Below are 4,014 nucleotides of genomic sequence, written 5' to 3'. Positions count from 1 at the left end.
GCAAGGGGAGGGGGGACTTAAAAAAACTCACTTCCGAGATGCGTGAATCCGATAGCCCCGAGGAGAGGGAATTTACCTCTCCCTCGGGGAAAGGTCGAAATCGCGGAGCGATTTCGGGTGAGGGGGTGGCTCCGGCCCTTCAGTTCAAGCAGCGTCAGAGGACATCGTCATGAAGGCTGCGGCCGAGATCGGGATACGCGCATCGGCGCCGCCGCGGCCTGCCGACACCCGCCGCCATCCGACCCGCGCCGCCCGGATTCGGCGCGCCGCGCTGGTGTTCCTGGCGCCGGCCGGAATCCTGGTCCTGGTGCTGGTCGCCTATCCGCTGCTGCGGGTGCTGTGGGACAGCCTGCATTACGTCAACCTGGTCAACCCGACCGCCGCCGGCTTCGCCGGCTGGGACAACTACCTGACGGTGTGGGAGGACGGCGACTTCCTGCCGGCGCTCTGGAACACCGCCATCTGGACCGGCCTGTCGGTCGCCGGCGAATACGCGCTCGGCCTCGCCTCCGCCGTCGCCCTGGCACAGCCGGTGCGCTTCCGGGCCATCTTCCGCGGCCTGATCATCATCCCCTGGGTGATCCCGATCGCCGTCGCCGGGCTGAACTGGACCTGGATGCTGACGCCCGACTACGGGATCCTGAACATCTGGATGGTGAAGCTGGGCCTGCTCGACGCGCCCTATCCCTGGCTCGGCCAGATGGACACGGCGCTGCTGACCGTCACCTTCGTCAACATCTGGCGCAGCTATCCCTTCTACACCCTCAGCCTGCTGGCCGCGCTGCAGGCGATCCCGCGCGAGCTGCACGAGGCCGCGGCGGTGGACGGGGCAGGGGCCTGGCGCCGCTTCCGGGTCATCACCCTGCCGCATCTGCGCACCGTGTCGCTGACCCTGATCTTCATCCACATCGTCTGGACCGCGATCAACTTCGACTTCATCTGGGTGATGACCGAAGGCGGCCCGCTGAACGCGTCGGAGACGCTGCCGATCATGATCTACCGCTACGCCATGCAGGATTTCGACGTCGGCGCCGCCTGCGCCGTGGCCTCGATGTCGATGGCGTTCCTGGCCAGCCTGTTCTTCGTCTACCACTACGGCGTCGCAAGGCGCCGGCGGGAGGGCTGATGGTCGTCGGCACCTCCCAGCGGTCGCTGCGCGGCCTGCTGACCTACGGCACGCTGATCCTGTTCGCGGCCTACAGCCTGTTCCCATTCCTGTGGATGATCGACACGGCGCTGAAGCCGGTGGCGGAGGTGCGCAGCGCCGACCCCAGCTTCTGGATCGATGCCCCGACCCTGTCCAACTTCACCCGGGTGCTGCTGGACAGCGAGTTCCTGACCTATTTCCGCAACAGCCTGATCGTCGCCGCCGGATCGACCATCCTGACCATCACCGTCTCGGTGTTCTGCAGCTATGCGCTCAGCCGCTGGGCCTATCTGTCGCTGTCGCGGCTGGTCGGCGGCGCGCTCTTGCTGTCGCAGATGATCCCGGGCGTGCTGCTGCTGGTGCCGCTCTACATCCTGATGCAGCGCCTCGGCCTGCTGTCGACCTATGCGGCGCTGATCATCGTCTACTGCACCTTCACCATCCCGCTCTGCACCTTCATGCTGAAGGGCTTCTTCGACGCCGTGCCGCGCGAGCTCGAGGATGCATCGGAGATCGACGGCTGCTCCCGCACCGGCTTCATCCTGCGGGTGCTGCTGCCGGTCTCGGCGCCCGGCATCTTCGCCACCGCGGTCTTCGCCTTCGTCACGGCCTGGAACGAGTTCATGTTCGGCTATGTGCTGATCAACAGCGACGCCCGGCGGACGCTGACGCCCGGCATCATGCTGTTCAAGGGCTCGCACCTGACTGACTGGGGCGGGCTGATGGCGGCCTCGGTCCTCGCCGTGGTGCCGATCGCGCTGGGCTTCGTCTACCTCCAGCGCTTCCTGGTCGAGGGCCTGTCGGCCGGGGCGGTGAAGGGTTGACGGTTTCCAAGGTCGGAAACTGTTGTTGCTCTCGCCATCAGCTTCGAATAGTTTCCTTGTAAGGAAACTATGGAGGCGGACCGATGGCCTTGACCCTGTACCTCCACCCGCTGGCCTCCTTCTGTCACAAGGTCCTGATCGCCTTCTACGAGAACGGCACTGCGTTCCAGTCCGTGACGGTCGATCTGCAGGACCCGGGCGAGGCGGGAGCACTGATGGCAAAATGGCCGGTCGGCAAGATCCCGGTCCTGCACGACACCTCGCGCGACCGCGTGGTCGCCGAGACCAGCATCATCATCGAATACGTCCAGCGGCATTATCCCGGCCCGGCCCCGATGCTGCCGGAGGATGGGGATCAGGCGCTCGACGCCCGGCTGTGGGACCGCGCCTTCGATCTCTATGTCGCCGTGCCGATGCAGCGGATCGTCGGCGACCGGCTGCGCCCGGCGGAGAGCCGCGACCCGTACGGGGTGGACGAGGCGCGGCGGTCGCTCGATACCGCCTACGCTATGCTCGACGCGCATCTCGCCGGCAGGGAATGGGCGATCGGCGACCGCTTTACCCTGGCCGACTGCGCCGCGTCGCCGGCGCTGTTCTACGCCTCGATGGTACATCCGTTCGAGGCGGCGTATCCGAACCTCGCCGCCTATTTCGAGCGGCTGCTGGCGCGGCCGTCGATGCGGCGCACGCTGCGCGAGGCGCGGCCCTACTTCTCGATGTTCCCCTATCGCGAGGCGATGCCGGACCGCTTCCTGCGCGACGCGCCGGGAGCGTGAGAGGTGCAGCCGCAGGCCCTCGACCGCATCTTCATCGCCCTGTCCGACCCGAACCGCCGCGGCATGGCCGAGCGCCTCAGCCGCGGCCCGGCCACGGTCAAGCAACTGGCCGAGCCGGCGGGGATGCGGCTGCCCTCGGCGGTGAAGCACCTCAAGGTGCTGGAGGACAGCGGCATCGTCGTCTCGCGCAAGGCCGGCCGTGCCCGCACCTATAGCCTGCGGCCCGCCGCCCTGACCGTGATCGCCGACTGGGTGCGCGACCGCGAAGCCGCCCTCAACGCCGCCTTCGACCGGCTGGAGGCCCTGATGCACGAGATCCCCGAGGAGACGCCGTGAGCACCGTCGACCATCACACCTTTGTCGTCGAGCGCGACCTGCCCGGCAGCCCGGCGCACGCCTTCCGCTTCTGGGCGGAGCCGGCGCTGAAGCGGCGCTGGACCGACTGCCACCCGGAGTGGACGGTGCTGGAGGACCTGTTCGACTTCCGCGTCGGCGGGGTCGAAGCCAAGCATTGGCGGATGCCTGACGGGCAGGAGATGACGTTCCACGCCCGGTATCTGGACATCGTGCCGGGCCAGCGGATCCTCTACGCCTATGAGATGACCTTCGGCGGCCAGCGGGTCTCGGCGTCGCTGGCGACGGTCGAGCTGCTGCGGGCCGATAGCCGCACCCGGATGAAGTTCACCGAGCAGGCGGCGTTCCTGACCGGCGGCGACGGCGCCCGCCGCCAGCGCATCGGCGGCACCGAGGACGTGTTCGACGGGCTGGTCGAGCTGATCCGCCAGGACCTCGCCGGCGGGCAGTAGGCGGCCGGCCGCGCCCATAAAAAGCCGTCATTGCGAGGAGGCGAAGCCGACGAATCCATCCAGGGGCCGATGCGCACCGGCCCCTGGATGGATTCCCCCGGCTCAAGGACGGGGTCGCAATGACGATCCTGGCTCACTGTCATCAGGACAGCGAGGCGACCAATCACCAAACACAATGTTCATTGCGCTCGCCCGCGAATCTCGTTCATGATATGTTCCATGAAGGAGATCCCTGCCGATTTCGATGTCCAGGCCTATGGCCGCGGCTGCGCGCTGCAGCAATGCGAGATGCTCACGCGCCTCGCCGAGATCGGCATGCAGCTGGCTGAGGCGGCCGGCGCCCGCGCCCTCGCCGCAGAGGCGCCGGAGCCGCAGGCTGAGGCCCAGCGCACGGAGGCCCAGCCCCCGGTTGCAGCGCCGGCCGGAGACCCTGGTCTCACCTTCACCCGCTACGCCCATCT

Annotated in this window: 6 protein-coding genes; all 6 read left to right on the top strand. The window is 67.7% G+C overall.

Annotated features, from left to right (window positions below; all coding sequences use genetic code 11):
* Positions 1 to 169: 169 nt before the first annotated feature.
* Entirely contained in the window at positions 170 to 1,126 is a 957-nt protein-coding gene (locus P409_RS28590) for a carbohydrate ABC transporter permease (RefSeq protein WP_081991873.1), read from the top strand.
* Positions 1,126 to 1,971: a carbohydrate ABC transporter permease gene (locus P409_RS28585; RefSeq protein ID WP_034846420.1), complete on the top strand. Its 846-nt coding sequence runs from the start codon at positions 1,126 to 1,128 to the stop codon at positions 1,969 to 1,971. The genes P409_RS28590 and P409_RS28585 overlap by 1 nt, the downstream gene beginning before the upstream one ends.
* Positions 1,972 to 2,054: 83 nt before the next feature.
* Positions 2,055 to 2,747, top strand: coding sequence for a glutathione S-transferase family protein (locus P409_RS28580; RefSeq protein WP_034846418.1), 693 nt, complete (start codon positions 2,055 to 2,057; stop codon positions 2,745 to 2,747).
* Positions 2,748 to 2,750: 3 nt separating this feature from the next.
* Positions 2,751 to 3,083, top strand: a complete 333-nt coding sequence (locus P409_RS28575; RefSeq protein WP_034846416.1) for an ArsR/SmtB family transcription factor — start codon at positions 2,751 to 2,753, stop codon at positions 3,081 to 3,083.
* On the top strand, positions 3,080 to 3,553 hold the full coding sequence (locus P409_RS28570; RefSeq protein WP_034846414.1) for an SRPBCC family protein: 474 nt from the start codon (positions 3,080 to 3,082) through the stop codon (positions 3,551 to 3,553). Before P409_RS28575 ends, P409_RS28570 begins: the two co-directional genes overlap by 4 nt.
* Before the next feature lie 219 nt (positions 3,554 to 3,772).
* A partial coding sequence (locus tag P409_RS28565) for a hypothetical protein (RefSeq protein ID WP_034846412.1) occupies positions 3,773 to 4,014 on the top strand: 242 nt, incomplete at its 3' end.

The organism is Inquilinus limosus MP06 (assembly GCF_000767795.1).
Lineage (GTDB): Bacteria > Pseudomonadota > Alphaproteobacteria > DSM-16000 > Inquilinaceae > Inquilinus > Inquilinus limosus_E.
Note: the sequence above shows the minus strand (reverse complement) of the source record. Positions and strands in the feature narration are given on the sequence as shown.